The sequence below is a fragment of the Roseibium sediminicola genome (genome assembly GCF_023156505.1).
In the GTDB taxonomy this organism is placed as follows: domain Bacteria; phylum Pseudomonadota; class Alphaproteobacteria; order Rhizobiales; family Stappiaceae; genus Roseibium; species Roseibium sediminicola.
Map to the genome: position 1 here is coordinate 37,047 of NZ_JALNMJ010000031.1, position 15,360 is coordinate 52,406.

Annotated in this window: 14 protein-coding genes; all 14 read left to right on the forward strand. The window is 60.4% G+C overall.

The features are described 5' to 3' along the window. Positions 1 to 50 precede the first annotated feature (50 nt). The 14 genes from M0H32_RS26835 to M0H32_RS26900 all read left to right on the forward strand — a co-directional run bounded on the left by M0H32_RS26835 (position 51) and on the right by M0H32_RS26900 (position 15,162). Positions 51 to 1,838, forward strand: coding sequence for an ABC transporter ATP-binding protein (locus tag M0H32_RS26835; protein WP_248159620.1), 1,788 nt, complete (start codon positions 51 to 53; stop codon positions 1,836 to 1,838). 94 nt (positions 1,839 to 1,932) lie between these two features. Beyond that, positions 1,933 to 2,334, forward strand: a complete 402-nt coding sequence (locus M0H32_RS26840) for a DUF2177 family protein (protein ID WP_248159594.1) — start codon at positions 1,933 to 1,935, stop codon at positions 2,332 to 2,334. A 139-nt stretch (positions 2,335 to 2,473) separates the two neighbouring features. Beyond that, positions 2,474 to 3,793 (forward strand): methyl-accepting chemotaxis protein, encoded by a 1,320-nt coding sequence (locus M0H32_RS26845; protein ID WP_248159596.1) that lies wholly within the window; start codon positions 2,474 to 2,476, stop codon positions 3,791 to 3,793. Between the two features lie 137 nt (positions 3,794 to 3,930). After that, positions 3,931 to 5,793, forward strand: a complete 1,863-nt coding sequence (locus M0H32_RS26850; RefSeq protein ID WP_248159598.1) for a putative bifunctional diguanylate cyclase/phosphodiesterase — start codon at positions 3,931 to 3,933, stop codon at positions 5,791 to 5,793. Positions 5,794 to 6,233: 440 nt separating this feature from the next. Further along, positions 6,234 to 6,662: a hypothetical protein gene (locus M0H32_RS26855; RefSeq protein ID WP_248159600.1), complete on the forward strand. Its 429-nt coding sequence runs from the start codon at positions 6,234 to 6,236 to the stop codon at positions 6,660 to 6,662. 2 nt (positions 6,663 to 6,664) lie between these two features. Then, positions 6,665 to 8,503: an ABC transporter ATP-binding protein gene (locus tag M0H32_RS26860; protein ID WP_248159602.1), complete on the forward strand. Its 1,839-nt coding sequence runs from the start codon at positions 6,665 to 6,667 to the stop codon at positions 8,501 to 8,503. Between the two features lie 305 nt (positions 8,504 to 8,808). Then, positions 8,809 to 9,372, forward strand: a complete 564-nt coding sequence (gene petA / locus M0H32_RS26865) for a ubiquinol-cytochrome c reductase iron-sulfur subunit (protein WP_248159604.1) — start codon at positions 8,809 to 8,811, stop codon at positions 9,370 to 9,372. A gap of 25 nt (positions 9,373 to 9,397) precedes the next feature. Next, the gene (locus M0H32_RS26870) at positions 9,398 to 10,663 is read left to right on the forward strand and encodes a cytochrome b (protein WP_248159606.1); all 1,266 of its coding nucleotides are present in this window, start codon (positions 9,398 to 9,400) and stop codon (positions 10,661 to 10,663) included. A gap of 30 nt (positions 10,664 to 10,693) precedes the next feature. Further along, entirely contained in the window at positions 10,694 to 11,581 is an 888-nt protein-coding gene (locus M0H32_RS26875) for a cytochrome c1 (RefSeq protein WP_248159608.1), read from the forward strand. Positions 11,582 to 11,653: 72 nt separating this feature from the next. Further along, positions 11,654 to 12,145 carry a GlcG/HbpS family heme-binding protein gene (locus tag M0H32_RS26880; RefSeq protein ID WP_248159610.1) on the forward strand — a complete coding sequence of 164 codons (492 nt, stop codon included), beginning with the start codon at positions 11,654 to 11,656 and terminating at the stop codon, positions 12,143 to 12,145. A 66-nt stretch (positions 12,146 to 12,211) separates the two neighbouring features. Next, positions 12,212 to 13,090 (forward strand): S-methyl-5'-thioadenosine phosphorylase, encoded by an 879-nt coding sequence (locus tag M0H32_RS26885; protein WP_248159612.1) that lies wholly within the window; start codon positions 12,212 to 12,214, stop codon positions 13,088 to 13,090. A 365-nt stretch (positions 13,091 to 13,455) separates the two neighbouring features. Beyond that, positions 13,456 to 14,004 (forward strand): adenine phosphoribosyltransferase, encoded by a 549-nt coding sequence (locus M0H32_RS26890; RefSeq protein ID WP_248159614.1) that lies wholly within the window; start codon positions 13,456 to 13,458, stop codon positions 14,002 to 14,004. Positions 14,005 to 14,010: 6 nt separating this feature from the next. Further along, positions 14,011 to 14,673, forward strand: coding sequence for a 5,6-dimethylbenzimidazole synthase (gene bluB, locus M0H32_RS26895; protein ID WP_248159616.1), 663 nt, complete (start codon positions 14,011 to 14,013; stop codon positions 14,671 to 14,673). Between the two features lie 9 nt (positions 14,674 to 14,682). Further along, on the forward strand, positions 14,683 to 15,162 hold the full coding sequence (locus M0H32_RS26900; protein WP_248159618.1) for a GNAT family N-acetyltransferase: 480 nt from the start codon (positions 14,683 to 14,685) through the stop codon (positions 15,160 to 15,162). The last annotated feature ends 198 nt before the right edge of the window (positions 15,163 to 15,360 follow it).

Consider the following 15,360-nt stretch of genomic DNA (forward strand, 5'->3'; position numbering starts at 1 on the left):
GCCTGTTTGAAAACTGGATTGATCCCTTTCGCGCGCCGCCCGAAAAGGACATGCCGCGCGGCGGTGCCGCGTTTCTGTTCTATTTCGTCTCCCAGGTGCGCTGGCCCTTCGCCGTCATGCTGCTGCTTGGTGGCGCGGCCGCCTTTGTCGAAGTCGCAATCTTCAATTTTCTCGGCGACCTTGTGGATCTGCTGGACACGGCCGACCGCGACACCTTCTTCAGCGACCACGCAGGCGCCCTGCTGGGCATGGCCTTTGTGATCGTGATCGTGCGTGTGCTTGTCAATTCGCTGATGGCTCTGTCCGAGGAGCAGGCGGTGGTTCCGGGTTTCTTCAATCTCGTGCGCTGGCAATGCCATCAGCGCGTGATGAAGCAAAGCCTCAGCTATTTCCAGGACGATCTGGCAGGACGGCTGTCGCAGAAGGTGATGCAATCGGGCATGTCTGCGGGCGATTTCATGATCAACCTGCTGCAGGTGGTCTGGTTCATCGTCGTCTACGCGGTCACCACGCTGGTACTGGTGGCCGATCTCGACCTGCGTCTCGGCCTGCTGGTCGGCCTGTGGCTGTGCTGCTTCGCTGTCACGGCTTGGATTTTCGTGCCGCGGGTGCGGGGCGCCGCCAAGGAGGTTGCCAATTCCTATTCCGGGGTGACGGGCCGATTGGTCGACACCTACACGAATATTCAGTCGGTCAAGCTGTTCGGGTCCCAACGCGAAGAAAATCAGGGGGCCAGGAGCGCAGTCGAAGGGTTCATCGGCAAGTTGCAGCGGTTCACCCGCCTGCTGACCTCAATCCGGATCATCATGTCGTTCATCAACGGCTTGATGATTGTCTCGATCGCCGGCATGGCGCTCGGCATCTGGCAGGAAGGCGGCATCAGCACCGGTCATGTCGCCTTTGCCCTCAGCCTGATCCTCCGGCTGAACATCCTGCTTAACCGGCTGTTCAATCAGCTTAACGGCCTATTCCGGCATTTCGGCTCCATGCAGGACAGTATGGAAACGGTGGTCAAGCCGATCACATTGATCGATACGCCGGAGGCCGGCGAGCTTGCGGTCTCGAAAGGGGCGGTGGCGTTCGAGAACATCCGGTTTCACTACGGCAAGGCCGGCGGCGTAATCGACCACCTGGCCCTTGCCATCCATCCCGGCGAGCGGGTCGGTCTGGTTGGCCCGTCCGGTGCCGGCAAGACGACGCTTGCCAGCCTGCTGCTGCGTTTCTTCGATGTGGAAGCCGGCCGTATCCTGATCGATGGGCAGGACATCCGGCAGGTCACGCAGGAGAGCCTGCGCCGCTCCATCGGCATGGTGACGCAAGATCCGTCGCTTCTGCACCGATCCATCCGCGAGAACATCTGCTACGGCCGCAGTTCGGCGAGCGAGGAGGAGCTACTCGACGCCGCCCGCAAGGCGCATGCCCTGAAGTTTATTGAAACTCTGGAAGACAAACGCGGCCGCACGGGCTTCGATGCCTTTGTCGGTGAGCGCGGCGTCAAACTGTCCGGCGGTCAGCGCCAGCGGATCGCTATCGCTAGGGTGCTCTTGAAAGATGCGCCGATCCTGGTGCTGGATGAGGCAACCTCGGCGCTCGATTCAGAGGTCGAAGCGGCTATTCAGGAGAACCTGCAAGGTCTGATGGCCGGCAAGACGGTGATCGCGATTGCTCACCGCCTGTCGACCATAGCCGCAATGGACCGGCTGATCGTCATGGACAAAGGCCGGATCGTTCAACAGGGAACACATGAGAGCCTGCTGCGCGAGGAAGAGGGGCTTTATGCCCAGCTGTGGCACCGACAGTCCGGTGGCTTCCTGAAGGCGGAAACCGAACTCGCCTGATCCCTCCCGGATCAACAGCAAAGCGTCTTGCTGATTTGGTTGATCTGTGGGCGATGCATCGGCGTAACCACATGGCAATTCTTCAGAGGATCTCATGCCCCAGACCTTCATTGCCTATGTGGCCACCGCCGTGGTTTTTTTCGCCGTTGACTATGTCTGGCTGTCGCAGGTCGCCACCCGGTTCTATGTCGACCGGATCGGTCACCTGATGATGGACAAGCCGAACCTGGTGGCGGCGGGTCTGTTCTACGTGTTTTATGTTGCCGGGATCGTGATCTTTGCAGTCGCGCCCGCGCTGCGCGCCGAAAGCGTCGCGACCGCTGTGATCTATGGTGCCTTGTTCGGCTTTTTCACCTACGCCACCTACGATGTGACCAATTTCGCGACCCTGAAGAACTGGCCGATCATGGTCGTGGTGGTGGATGTCGCCTGGGGAACGTTCTTGTCGGCCCTGTCGGCATGTTTCGGGTACACGCTAACCCGTCTGGTTGCGTAACGGATCCTTGACTACGTATTTCTCCTAGTCAACTGACGTTACTGAATTTTTACGAGCAGGACGGTAGACTTTCGCGTCCGTTGAGACTGGCCAGCCAGCGCCGGACGACACGGGATATTGGATCTACCGGGGATTTCGCGTGACGCTTTCGATCAAGGGCCGTTTTGTTGCCATGGTATTGACCGCCGCCGCCATCATGATGGGCGGGACGGCATTTGCATTTTATTCATTCCGTCAGGCATTTATGGAAAAAATCGGGACACCGGCAGGTGCTCAGGAGTTTCTGTCGGGCAATGTCGCCAATCAGATTGACGGGTTGATCCTTGACCAGATGATCACGATCGGCCTGGTCGTGTCTCCGGTCGGCCTGGCCTTCCTCGGGTTTGCCGTGATTCTGGCCGTGGGTCTTGCCCGGCCGCTGAACCGCTTGCAAAACGGGCTCGACACCTTGTCGGAAGGCAATCTGGACATCCAGATCGACGGTGCAGACCGCAGCGACGAAATCGGCGCCATCGCGCGCTCGGTGACCGCGTTTCGCGCCAATCTCGCCGACCGGGCCCAGGAACAGGCACGGCGGGAACTCGCCCATCAGGAAGCGCTCGGCGAAGAACGCAAGGCGCTGATGCAGGATGTCGCCGATGACTTCGAGAAGTCGGTGATCGGCGTCGTGTCTGCCCTCTCAAGGGCGGCTCAAAGCGTTGAAAGCAACTCAACCGATCTCAACGATGCCGTGAACTCTTCGCTTCGGGCGGTCGTGGAGGTCCAGCGGGCCACGTCCGACACCAGCGGGTCCGTGGAAATCGTGACCAGTTCGGCAGACAGGTTGTCCGGGTCCCTGAGCCGGGTCCGCGAAGACGTCGACCAGGCAACGGACATTGCCAGCGTGGCTGTCGCGGAGGCGCGCAAGACCGACGAAATCGTCGGCCGTCTGTCTGAAACCGGCCGTGCGATCGGCGAGATTGTCGAACTGATCAGCCAGATCGCCAGTCAGACCAATCTGCTGGCGCTGAATGCCACCATCGAGGCGGCCCGCGCGGGCGAGGCCGGGCGCGGCTTTGCGGTTGTCGCCAATGAGGTCAAGGCACTGGCGGAGCAAACCACCAAGGCGACAGACGATATTTCCGCTCAGGTCGCTTCCGTGCAGGAGGTGGCCGAGCTTTCGGAGACCGCTATCCGCTCCATTACGGAGACGATCGGCCGGGTGAGCGAGATATCAGGCAAAATACGCGATGCCGTCGAAGAGCAGACTGCCGCGACCGACGAGATCAGCAGCAATGCGCTGACGGCCCGCTCGAGTTCCGAACTGGCCGCGAACAATGTCGGTTCGCTGAGCACAGCCATGGAGGCGAGCCGGTCGGCGACCGATGAAATGCACGGTGCGGCGACGGAACTTGGTTCCCTGTCGGAAAATCTGCAGAAGCAGGTTCAGCAGTTCTTGCAGAGTGTTCGTGCGGCATAAGGCCAATGTTTCTCAAGAAATGTCGATAATATTGTTATAATTATCAATATGCAGAAATGATTTTTCTTGCTTAGAGATTGATTGAGGAATGTGCCGATAAAATAATGCCTGATTAAAACCTGAGCTGAAGTCGGAGAATGGCAGACTACCTGGCGAATGTGCCACTAGAATTTTTAACGGTCTGCCTTGGCGTTGCACTTGTGACGTTTGTCATCGGTTATGCCGGAGGCCGCCAGCTCTTGGCGCGCGAGCGCACGTTCCCACCATCCGAATTCGGCAATGACACAGCCATTTTGAAACTGGTGGTGGAGCATGCTCATGAAGGCCTGATCATGCAGGATATTTATGGGCATATCGAATGGTCGAACCCCGCCTATTCACGCATAACCGGTTACAGCGCAGAGGAAATTCTCGGGCGGCGACCGCAGGAATTCATCCTGACCCCGGAAAACCAGCTCCAGCCTGAAGACATCGATGTCTTCAGATTCGACCTGAGCAAGTTTCAGTCCGGGACGGAAGAGCTGATTTTGAACCGCCGCAAGAACGGCGAGTATTTCTGGAACCAGCTCACCTTCGCGGTTGTCGATGGCGAGACGGAAGAAGACACAAAGATCATTCTCATCTGCCGCGATGTCACCAGCCAGGTGGAACATGTCAAGGAGCTGGAAGACGCCCGCAACCGGCTGAAGCACCAGGCCGAACACGACGACCTGACCGGCGTCGCCAACCGGGCTCGACTGTCGGCCCATCTGCAGGAGCAGATCGCATCGGCCCGCGAAGGGGAGGGCAAGATCGGCATTCTTCATCTCGACCTCGATCACTTCAAGGACGTCAATGACAGCCATGGACATGGCGCGGGTGATGCCGTGCTGCGGCATGTCGCCAAGGCAATGCGCTCCGCGCTCGGCGACAAGGGGCTTGTGGCGCGGATCGGCGGCGACGAGTTCATCGCGGTGGTTTCGAATCCGGTCGGGCCGGAGCAGCTGGAAGCGCTGGGCAATCAGGTCCTTCAGGGGGTGGCCGAACCGGTCAAGGTGGATCATCATCATCTGCGGGTGGCCGGCAGTGTCGGTCTGGTTCTCGCCGACGCCAGCAAGTCAAGTGCCTCGGAACTGATCAACCAGGCGGACATCGCCCTTTATGCCGCCAAGAAATCCGGCCGCAGTCAGCAGGCCTGGTATACGGAAGCCCTCGGGGCACAGTACCGGCAAAGGCGGCAGATCCTGGCGCGCCTCGACCAGGATCTGGAAGCCGGCGACCTGAGCCTGCTGATGGAGCCGCAATACAGCGTGACCTTGAGGCAGATCGTCGGCTATGAGGTTTCCGCCCAGTGGCTGCATCCCTCGGAAGGACTGGTCGATCCGGTGAAGCTGCTGTCCAGCCAGGAAGACGTCAAACGCATCGAGAAAATCGAGCGGTTTGCCCTCAATCGCGGTCTGGCGGAAGTCAAGCGGCTCAGAGAGGCCTCGAATGTTCCCTTTTTCCTGTCCGTCAATCTGACGGGAGCGAGCCTGCGCTCGCAAGGTTTCGTGGAGGCCGTTGACCGGATCTGTAACGAGGCCGCGTTTTTGCCGAACGACCTGGTGATCGAGCTGGATGAAAAGATCATCCGCTTCGACGAGCCCGACGGCCTGACGGGGGTGGTCGAAGATCTGGGGCAAATCGGCTGCAAGATCGCGCTCGACCGGTTCGGAGGCGGACATGGCGGTGCCGGCCAGCTGATCTATCTCGATGCGGATATGGTCAAGATCAGTCCCGATCTCATTAACGGCATCGAAAATGAGGACAACAAGCGCGAACTGGTCAAATCCGTGATCCGGCTTGCCGCCAATCTGGGGCTGGAAGCCGTGGCCAATGGCGTGGACCGGCCCGAGCAGGCCGCTCTTCTGCAGGAATTCGGCTGTACTAGAATCCAGGGCAAGATGATCTCCGAACCGCTGTCACCGCGCCTGGCCGAGCGGCATATGCGCGAGTTCGAGCTGCAGGAAGAGGCCCTTTAAGATCTTGCTGAGCCGGACGGTCGCAGACGCCACGCCATCGGCGGATGCCCGGGTGCCGCAGCGTCTCGTGATGCCGCTGTGGCCGTTTGGCAACAGGTTCTGGTTGTATGCGACAACTTGGCGTGATTTGTCTTTTCAAGCGCACGAAAAGCGGTTACCAACGCGATCAGTCACCGCTCATGGTGACCCTTTATCCTCAGCGGCCGCCCGGCTGCGCAACCTCAAGGAGGGCTACATGATAGATCGTTGCATGATCCACCCATTTGCCGCCCTCGCAGGTTGCACCAGGATCTCTGCCCGCCTCCGCTAGGAGGCCGCGAGCCTTCTTCATACTCCCAGATTTTGCGGTGACCGGCTGAAGCCGTCCGTTCTGGCTGCACGCGTGTTCGCGCCTGTCTGCCGTCACCACCTCATTATGATCCCGTTTCGGAGAGATTCCGATGTCAGTCCAATATTCACCGGACCTGTCTGCGCTGGCGGACCGTCCGGACTTCGAGGTGTCCGTTCCCGAGGAGCCAAGTCCCGGATCGTTCCGCCGCGCCCGGCGTGCGGTCGTTGCCGTGGCCCTGTTCCTGGCTGCCACCTTTGCGCTTGCCGTGACGTTCTATGTGCCGGTGTTCATTTACAACCTGTCCCGGGTCGATGCCCTGGAGGTCGCGGGCCGGCTCATTCCCGCCTCCGTGTTTGCCGAGCATTTCAGCGCGCTTTTCTGGGGCACGTTCATCCTGGCCCTGGCCGTCACAAGTTTCATTGCCAGTCTGCTGCTGTTTGCGTCTGGCCGAATAATCCGCCCGCGTTCCCGCCCGTTCCAGCGCGAAGATGCCCTGACGCATCTCGCCGTGTTACGGTTGGCCGGGCCTGAGAGGTAATCATGTTTGATCGGTTCGAAAAACTCGTAGATCCGTTCGAAAACACCGAGCTGGATGTGCCGCCGAAAGGCTTCTGGGCCTTTTGCTGGTACTATACCAAGCCCGTCTGGCCGATCCTGGCCGGCGTATCAGTGCTGGGCGCGATCATTGCCGTCCTGGAAGTCACGATCTTCACGTTTCTCGGAGAGCTGGTGACCTGGCTCGGCACGGAAAACGCGGAGACTTTCTTTCAGGACAACTGGCGTCAGCTGGTGTGGATGGGCCTGGTCGTGCTGGTGGTGTTGCCGGTGTTCGCGGCCTTCTGGGAAATGCTGTTCCATCAGGGTCTGATGGGCACCTATCCCATGTCGGTACGCTGGCGGGTGCACCGCTATCTGCTTCGGCAAAGCATTTCGTTCTACCAGAACGACTTTGCCGGCCGGATAGCGAACAAGCTGATGCAGACGGCGCTCGCCGTGCGTGAAGTCGTGACCCGGATCGCCGACATTCTGGTCTATGTGGCCGTCTATTTCGTCGCCGCGCTGTTCGTGGTCGCGGAAGCCAGCTTCTATTTCCTGATCCCGTTCATCGCCTGGCTCGGCTGTTATCTGGTGACCATGCGGATTTTCATTCCGCGTTTGAAAAACGTCTCCAGGGAGCAGGCGGATGCCCGTTCGCTGATGACCGGACATGTGGTCGATGCCTATACCAACATCTCGACCGTGAAGCTGTTCTCCCACGCTGCGCGTGAGGAGGACTATGCCAAGGGGTCGATGAAGTCGTTCCTGAAAACGGTGTTTCTGCAGATGCGCCTGGTCTCGGGCATGAACATCACGCTGACGACGCTCAACATGATGCTCCTGTTTTCGGTCGGCGCCATGGCGATGGTTCTGTGGCAGGCCGGAAAGGTCTCGACAGGCGAGATCGCGGTTGCCGTTGCCCTCGTGCTCAGGTTCCAGGGCATGTCCCAGTGGATCCTGTGGGAAGTGTCCGGCCTGTTCGAGAACATCGGCACGGTCCAGGACGGCATCAACACGATCTCGCGTGAGCGGGATGTGACCGATGTACCCGATGCGGCTCCGCTGTCCGTGCCCAAGGGCGAAATCCGGTTCGAGGAAATCGGTTTCCACTACGGCAGGCAGTCGGGTGTCATCGAAAAGCTCGATCTGACCATCCAGCCGGGTGAGAAGATCGGCCTGATCGGGCGGTCCGGCGCGGGCAAGTCCACGCTGATCAATCTGCTCCTGCGGTTTTACGATCTGGAGAGCGGTAAGATCCGCATCGACGGCCAGGACATCGCGCACGTGCGCCAGGACGACATCCGGGCCAATGTCGGTGTGGTGACGCAGGACACGTCCCTGCTGCACCGGTCAATCCTGGAGAATGTGGCCTACGGCAAGCCCGATGTCAGCCGTGAGGAAGTCACCGCGGCGCTTGAGAAGGCCCATGCGCTTGACTTTGTCCGTGGCCTGACGGACCTCAACGGCCGTACCGGCCTGGACGCCCATGTCGGCGAACGAGGCGTGAAACTGTCCGGCGGCCAGCGCCAGCGGATCGCCATCGCCAGGGTGCTGTTGAAGAACGCACCGATCCTGGTTCTCGACGAGGCGACCTCGGCGCTCGATTCCGAGGTGGAACTTGCGATCCAGGAAAGTCTTTTCAACCTCATGGAGGGCAAGACCGTGATCGCGATCGCGCACCGGCTGTCGACAATCGCGGCGATGGACCGGCTGATCGTGATGGACCAGGGTCGAATCATCGAAGAAGGCTCCCATCAGGAGCTGCTCGACAAGAACGGCCTTTATGCCCAGCTCTGGCAGCACCAGTCGGGCGGCTTCCTGTCCTCTGTGCAGGCCGCTTAAAGGCGTCAAAAAACAGCAAGACCGGGATTCATTTGAATTCCGGTCTTGCGCTTGTTCCCAAAAAAAGGGCAGAAAAGCGGCGCGGTGGTGGATTTGCCTGCGACATATGCGTTTCGGTACGTTTGTTGAACTGGACAAGCGTTTCGAAGGGTGCAAAAAGACAAGCCGCTTGGCCGGTGCGGATAGATGCCGCACCTGGTCGCCGTTGAGCCCGACATGGTTCTGCCTATCCTTTGCCACAAAGGATGGTCCGGACGTGTTACGGGCTGTCGGTACAGGTAAACAGGTTTCGAGAGGACGCGACCTTGGCACACAACACGGATCCGGAAGAACCGAACCGGCGTGACTTTCTCTACATTGCGACCGGCGCCATGGGCGCTGTGGGCGCTGGCGCGCTGGCATGGCCCTTCATTGACCAGATGAACCCGGACGCTTCTGCACTGGCACTGGCTTCCATCGAGGTCGATGTGTCTGCGGTGGCAGAAGGACAGTCAATTACAGTTAAATGGCGCGGCAAGCCGGTCTTCATCCGCAACCGTACGGAAACGGAAGTGGAAGAAGCCAAGGCGGTTCCGGTTGCGGATCTGCCGGACCAGAATGCGCGTAACGCCAATCTGCCGGCCGACGCGGAGGCAACCGATGCCAACCGCGGCGTCGAAGGCAACGAAAAGTGGCTCGTTCAGGTCGGTGTCTGTACCCACCTCGGCTGTGTGCCGCTGGGCGATGCCGGCGATTTCGGCGGCTGGTTCTGCCCGTGCCACGGCTCTCACTATGACACTGCCGGCCGTATCCGTAAGGGCCCGGCTCCCGAGAATTTGCTGATTCCGCCGCTCGAGTTCGTCAGCGACTCGACGATCAAGATCGGCTAACGGCAAGATTTTTTAGGAGACAGCCATGGCTGGACATTCAAACTACGTACCGCAGAGCGCTGCGGCAAAGTGGCTGGAAAGCCGCCTGCCGGTCATTTCGCTCGTTCGCGGCTCCTTCGTCGATTTCCCGACCCCGAAGAACCTCAATTACTGGTGGACCTTCGGCGGCATCCTGTTCTTCATGCTCGTTGCACAGATCATCACCGGCATCGTCCTGGTGATGCACTATACGCCGAGCACGGGCGCGGCCTTCGACAGCGTCGAACACATCATGCGTGACGTGAACTTCGGCTGGATGCTGCGCTACCTGCACTCCAACGGCGCGTCGATGTTCTTCATCGCCGTCTACATTCACATCTTCCGCGGTCTCTACTACGGCTCCTACAAGGCGCCGCGCGAGATCTCCTGGATCCTCGGCGTGATCATCTTCCTGATCATGATGGGCACCGCCTTCATGGGCTACGTGTTGCCCTGGGGCCAGATGTCCTTCTGGGGCGCAACCGTGATCACCAACCTGTTCTCGGCAATTCCGCTGGTGGGTGAGGAAATCCGCACCTGGCTGTGGGGCGGCTTCTCGGTCGACAATCCGACCCTGAACCGGTTCTTCTCGCTGCACTACCTGCTGCCGTTCATGATCTTCGGTGTTGTCATCCTGCACGTGTGGGCGTTCCACACCACGGGCAACAACAACCCGACCGGCGTTCAGCCGAAGACCAAGCAGGACACTGTGCCGTTCCATCCGTACTACACGATCAAGGACCTGTTCGCGATCGTGGTGTTCATGGTGATTTTCGCCTGGTTCGCCTTCTATGTGCCGAACTACATGGGCCACCCGGACAACTACATCGAGGCCAACCCGCTGGTAACTCCGGCGCATATCGTTCCGGAATGGTACTTCCTGCCGTTCTACGCGATCCTGCGCGCAGTTCCGGACAAGCTCGGTGGTGTTGTCGCCATGTTCGGAGCCATCGCGGTCCTCTTCGTCCTGCCCTGGCTCGACACGTCCAAGGTCCGCTCCGGCACCTACCGTCCGCTGTTCAAGCAGTTCTTCTGGATCTTCGCAGGTGTCTGCGTGGCGCTTGGATATCTCGGCGCGATGCCGGCGGAAGGTATCTACGTGATCCTGTCCCGGATCTTCACCGTCTACTACTTCGCTCACTTCCTGGTCATCCTGCCGATGCTCGGTTTCCTGGAGAAGCCGAAGCCATTGCCGGCATCGATCTCCGAAGCGGTGCTGAAGGGTGGTTCCGGCAAACCGGCTGGTGCGGCTGCCGCACCGGACACGAAGTAACGCGACCCGGATCAGGAGTTAATTGAGACAATGAGCACCATGATCAAAATGGTTCGTAACTTCGCTGCGGTGGCCCTGGTCGCCACCGCTACCCCGGCCCTGGCCGCCGGTGGCGCGGTGCCGCATATTGAGCGCCAGCAGTGGTCCTTTGCCGGGCCGTTCGGCTTCTTCGACCGCGGTCAGCTGCAGCGCGGCTTCAAGGTCTACCGGGAAGTCTGTGCGTCCTGTCACGGTCTGAAGCAGGTTGCCTTCCGCAACCTGGCGGATGAAGGCGGGCCGAGCTTCTCCGAAGACCAGGCCAAGCAGATTGCCTCCGAATATACGGTGATCGACGGCCCGAACGAAGACGGTGACATGTATGAGCGTCCGGCGATCCTGGCGGACAAGTTCCCGTCGCCGTTCCCGAACGAGCAGGCGGCCCGCGCCTCCAATGGCGGCGCCTACCCGCCTGACTTCTCGCTGCTGGCCAAGGCCCGCGCGGCACACCGGGGTTTCCCGTGGTTCGTGTTCGACGCCTTCACCCAATATCAGGAGAATGGCCCGGACTACATCTACACACTGTTGACCAGCTATCCGGAAGAAAACCCGGCCTGTCTCGGCGAGGACTTCTCCGGCAACTACAACCCGGCTTTCCTCGGCGGATCGGTCACAGCAGAAGAATGCGCCCATGAGAACCTGACCGGTGGTCCGATCGGCATGGCCAACCCGCTCTCCGACGAGCTGGTGGAATATACCGACGGCACTCCGATGACGGTCGACCAGTACGCCAAGGACGTTTCCGCGTTCATGATGTGGGCGGCTGAGCCGCATCTGGAAGAGCGCAAGAAGATCGGCTTCCGCGTCATGGTTTTCCTGATCGTCTTCGCCGGCATGCTCTACTTCACCAAGAAGAAACTCTGGCGCAACGTTGAGCATTGATTGATTGCCGCGACAGTGCATGATGAAAGCCGCCGGTTGTACCGGCGGCTTTTTCTTTTTTGAGGTGATGCAATGGGCCGCGCCCTGCTGATTTTGGCATTTGTACTTCTACCCGCGCCTTCCTTTTCCCAGGCGGCTGCAACACATACGGTCGAGGTCCTGGATCTTCAGCTCGCCATGCGGGCGGCTTTGCGGGCGATCGAGGTCTGCAACGAAGCGGGGTTCCAGGCCGGGGCGTCGGTGGTCGATCGGTTCGGGGTCGAACAGGTCACGCTGCGCAACAATATGGGCGGTGCCCTTGTGGCCGAAGCCGCCCGGCGCAAGGCTCAGACGGCAGCCTCCTTCAACCAGCCCACGGCTACGCTTGAGCCGCAGGAAGCTGGCGGCGGCGATGCCGGTCTTGGCGCAATTCCCGGCGTCGTGCCACTTGGCGGCGGCCTGCCCATCGTGACCGCGTCCGGCGCGCTGCTCGGCGGTATCGGCGTTGCCGGAGGCGGCGGCAGTGAAAATGAGGCCAAATGCGCCAAGGCCGGTCTTGACGCAATTGCGGATCAATTGAAATAACCCTCTCGGAGTTCCAGTCCGATACGGGACCGGCACGCCCGCATTTTTAGGAAGCTTGGAGCGGACATGGCAGACGCAGTATTGGGCATTATCGGCGGGTCGGGTATCTACGACCTTCCTGGGCTGGAGAACTCCGAATGGATCTCCGTCGAAAGCCCCTGGGGCACGCCGTCCGATCAGGTGCGTATCGGTACCATCAACGGGCTGAAAATCGTGTTCCTGCCGCGCCACGGCCGCGGACATGTCTATTCACCGACAACGATCAACTACCGTGCCAATATCGATGTGATGAAGCGTTGCGGCGTCACCGATCTGCTGTCGGTATCCGCCTGCGGCTCCCTGAAGGAAGAGCATGCGCCGGGGACCTTCGTGCTGGTCGACCAGTTCATCGACCGCACCATTGCCCGGGAAAAGAGCTTCTTCGGCACCGGCTGCGTCGCCCATGTGTCCATGGCGACCCCGGTCAGTCCGAAGCTGGTCGATGCCGTGGCAGCAGCCGCCGAGGCCGAAGGCCTTGCCCATGCCAAGGGCGGCACGTATCTGGCCATGGAAGGCCCGCAGTTTTCCTCGCTGGCCGAAAGCCACCTATACCGGTCCTGGGGCTGCGACGTCATCGGCATGACCAACATGCCGGAGGCCAAACTCGCCCGTGAAGCCGAGATCTGCTACGCGACCGTTGCCATGGTCACCGACTATGACAGCTGGCATCCGGATCATGGCGAAGTCGACATCCAGGCCATCATCAAGGTTCTGCATGAGAATGCCGACAACGCGCAGCGGCTGGTGGCCCGGGTGGCCCGCGACCTGCCGAAAGAGCATCAGTCCTGTCCGGCCGGCTCGGACACCGCCCTGGAATTTGCCTTCATGACCGCGCCGGAAAAACGCGATCCTGCCCTGGTGGCGAAACTAGACGCCATTGCGGGCCGGGTTCTGAACCGGGGCTAGGGCATCGGGCGTTAAGTTTGAAGCATTTGATGATGGAAAGCAGCTCACTCGGCGAGGCGCGTCGCGCAGCGCGATGCAGTGTATCGGGCCAGCGGCGTAACGCTGCCGATGAGCTGCTTCCCATCACCCGAAGGGTCGGTTTCCTTTGCCCTCTGACGTCGTTGGCTTGCGCTTGTGGTGGGAAACACCACGACGCGCAACCCTCCTCGTCAGCAGACAAAGGAAATCCGGTCAAATGCTTCAAACTTAACGCCCGATGCTCTAACTTATTTGTCCATTTGAATTGGCTTCGACCGGTGGCGGAAACTTGGTATAACCACCGGCCGGGGCCTTCGGCCGGAACGCTTCAAATAGAAAGACATGCGATGACCGAACAGACGATCCAGGATGAATTGATCAGCTCCATCCGCACGATCGAGGACTATCCGAAAGAAGGCATTCTGTTCCGGGACATCACGACGCTGCTGGGCAACGCTCGCGCCTTCCGCCGGGCGGTCGACGCATTGGTGCAGCCCTGGGCGGGCTCCAAGGTCGAGCAGGTTGCCGGCATCGAGGCGCGCGGCTTTATCCTGGGCGGCGCGGTGGCACATCAACTGTCGGCCGGTTTCGTTCCGATCCGCAAGAAAGGCAAGCTGCCGCATGAAACCGTGCGCATTGCCTATTCGCTGGAATACGGCCTCGACGAGATGGAAATGCACAAGGACGCCATCCAGCCCGGCGACCGCGTCATTCTGGTCGACGACCTGATTGCGACCGGCGGCACGGCGGAAGCCGCCTGCAAGCTGCTCAGATCCATGGGCGCCAACATCGAGGCGGCCTGCTTCATTGTCGATCTGCCGGATCTGGGCGGGCGCAAGAAACTCGAGGCGCTCAACGTGCCGGTGCGCACGCTGGTGGAATTCCCGGGACACTGATCCGTCATGGTTGGAGGAGCCGGGGAGGGCGCCGGGAAACCGGATTTTTCGGAACGATTTCGGACCGATTTCGAGACGCTGCTGAAATGGCGGCGGGACGTGCGGCGTTTCAGGCGCGATCCGCTGCCCGAGGGCACGCTCGATCACCTGTTGCACTTGGCCGACCTGGCGCCGTCCGTCGGCAACAGCCAGCCCTGGCGGATCGTGGTTGTCGACAGCGCGCAAAAGCGGGGCGAGATCGTTTCCAGCTTCGAGGCGGAGAACGAGGCGGCCGCGCAGGCCTATGACAATGACAAGGCGATGCTCTACCGCCAGCTCAAGCTGGCGGGGCTCAAGGAAGCTCCGGTGCATCTGGCGGTTTTCAGCGACGAGGACCCGGAGCAGGGGCACGGCCTTGGCCGTATGACCATGCCCGAGACGCTGGCCTATTCCACCGTCAGCATGATCCACACATTCTGGCTGGCCGCCCGTGCGGAAGGGGTCGGGGTCGGCTGGGTGTCGATCCTTGATCCCGAAAAGGTCACGCAGATCCTGCAGGTTGACGGCAGCTGGCGGCTCGTGGCTTATCTATGCGTCGGTTTTCCGGAAGAAGAACATGTCGATCCGGAACTCGAACGGGCACGCTGGCAGGCACGGACGCCGTTGTCGTCCAGGATACTTCATCGATGAGGGCAGATCATGAGCATCGTCACACGCCGGATCACTGAAGACGACAAGGACGCCGTCTTTCAGCTGCTGGCCGACCGTTGGGCCGGGCCTGAAATGTTGCTGGACGGTGAGCTGATCGACGCCTCGAGCCTACCCGGTTTCGTTTCCTATGACGGCGATGAGCTGGTCGGCCTGGTGACCCTGATCAAGCGCGATCACGAATGGGAAATCCTGACGCTCGATTCTCTCAACCGGTGGGGCGGTACAGGCACTTTGCTCCTCAATGCGGTTGTCGACGATGCCCGCGCCAGCGGCATCGACCGGCTGACGGTGCGCACATCCAACGACAATCTCGACGCTTTCCGCTTCTACCAGCGCCGCGGCTTCCGCCTGGAGCGGATCGCCCAAGGGGTGATCGACGCGGAACGGGAAAAGAAGCCGGAAATCCCGCTGCGCGGCGACTACGGCATCGAGATCCGCGACGAAGTCCTGTTCTCGCGCAGTCTTTGAGGGCGCGTGACGCGGCGAATTCCTGCCAGAATTCAAGCTTCCCACACGTTCTGCGTCATCCTGAGGAGCGCGCTTGGCGCGCGTCTCGAAGCAACCGTGTTTGTTATTTGATCATAGGCTGCCATTCCTTGTCGTCTCTGACCATGGCGTTGAGAATGGTCAGGAGCTTCCTGGTGCAGGCGATGATCGCCTGTTTCT

What these genes read in the sequence shown, in the direction of transcription:
- M0H32_RS26835 (WP_248159620.1), top strand. Translation starts at nt 51, where the DNA reads ATGCCGCGCGGCGGTGCCGCGTTTCTGTTCTATTTCGTCTCCCAGGTG.
- M0H32_RS26840 (WP_248159594.1), top strand. Translation starts at nt 1,933, where the DNA reads ATGCCCCAGACCTTCATTGCCTATGTGGCCACCGCCGTGGTTTTTTTC.
- M0H32_RS26850 (WP_248159598.1), top strand. Translation starts at nt 3,931, where the DNA reads ATGGCAGACTACCTGGCGAATGTGCCACTAGAATTTTTAACGGTCTGC.
- M0H32_RS26855 (WP_248159600.1), top strand. Translation starts at nt 6,234, where the DNA reads ATGTCAGTCCAATATTCACCGGACCTGTCTGCGCTGGCGGACCGTCCG.
- M0H32_RS26860 (WP_248159602.1), top strand. Translation starts at nt 6,665, where the DNA reads ATGTTTGATCGGTTCGAAAAACTCGTAGATCCGTTCGAAAACACCGAG.
- M0H32_RS26870 (WP_248159606.1), top strand. Translation starts at nt 9,398, where the DNA reads ATGGCTGGACATTCAAACTACGTACCGCAGAGCGCTGCGGCAAAGTGG.
- M0H32_RS26875 (WP_248159608.1), top strand. Translation starts at nt 10,694, where the DNA reads ATGAGCACCATGATCAAAATGGTTCGTAACTTCGCTGCGGTGGCCCTG.
- M0H32_RS26880 (WP_248159610.1), top strand. Translation starts at nt 11,654, where the DNA reads ATGGGCCGCGCCCTGCTGATTTTGGCATTTGTACTTCTACCCGCGCCT.
- M0H32_RS26885 (WP_248159612.1), top strand. Translation starts at nt 12,212, where the DNA reads ATGGCAGACGCAGTATTGGGCATTATCGGCGGGTCGGGTATCTACGAC.
- M0H32_RS26890 (WP_248159614.1), top strand. Translation starts at nt 13,456, where the DNA reads ATGACCGAACAGACGATCCAGGATGAATTGATCAGCTCCATCCGCACG.
- bluB (WP_248159616.1), top strand. Translation starts at nt 14,011, where the DNA reads ATGGTTGGAGGAGCCGGGGAGGGCGCCGGGAAACCGGATTTTTCGGAA.
- M0H32_RS26900 (WP_248159618.1), top strand. Translation starts at nt 14,683, where the DNA reads ATGAGCATCGTCACACGCCGGATCACTGAAGACGACAAGGACGCCGTC.